This is a genomic window from Peribacillus sp. P4_C12 (assembly GCF_056402095.1).
The window spans coordinates 1-870 of sequence record NZ_JBFUIB010000991.1 but is presented as its reverse complement, the minus strand read 5'-3'; the positions used below and the strand labels follow the sequence as shown (position 1 = coordinate 870).

At 40.3% G+C, this 870-nt stretch carries 1 protein-coding gene; it reads left to right on the top strand.

Features of this window, described 5'->3' with window-relative positions; translation table 11 throughout:
- On the top strand, positions 1-870 hold an 870-nt coding region (locus AC1DUW_RS30760; protein WP_477644443.1), incomplete at both ends, for an MFS transporter.

The following is an 870-nucleotide window of genomic DNA, read 5'->3' as shown; positions in this document are numbered from 1 at the left end:
GTTTCTGGTCCATTGGTTCTTGGGGCGGCTCAGGTGTTTGTTCACTTGCTGGTGGTGCCATAGCAACATATATGGGCTGGAGATGGATTTTCATCTTTTCGATTATTTTCGCTCTTCTTGCGATGTGGCTTATTAAAGACACTCCAGAAAGTAAAGCAGAATCAACTGGTGCTTTTAAATTTGACTATACCGGATTAGTTATTTTTATCATTACGATGCTTGCATTAAACCTTTTCATTACTCGCGGAGCAGATTGGGGTTGGACAAGTACTATTACATTAGTCTGTGCGGTTATCACAATCATTGGGATTATCGTATTCGTCAAAGTGGAAAGAAATAATGACATAGCTCTAATTGACTTCTCTTTATTTAAAAATAAACCATACGCAGGAGCCACATATTCCAATTTCTTGTTAAACGCTGTAGCTGGAACACTAGTGGTTGCTAATACTTATGTTCAAGTTGGTCGCGGATTTACGGCTTTCCAATCTGGACTGTTATCAATCGGGTATTTAATAGCAGTACTTGCAATGATTCGTGTTGGTGAGAAAATTTTACAAAAATCCGGGGCAAAATCTCCAATGATTTGGGGAGCTATAATAACGACAGTTGGTTGTGCACTAATGGGCTTAACATTCTTACCTGGTTTTTCCTATACTGTTGCCGTATTCATTGGATTTGCTTTATTCGGTCTTGGACTTGGAATATACGCAACCCCTTCTACAGATACTTCTGTATCTAATTCTCCTCCTGATAAAGTTGGAGCAGCAGCAGGGGTTTACAAAATGGCAAGCTCACTAGGTGGAGCGTTCGGAGTTGCGATTTCTGCTACAGTTTATGGTGCCATTGCAGCTGTTAGTAGTGTCGAAG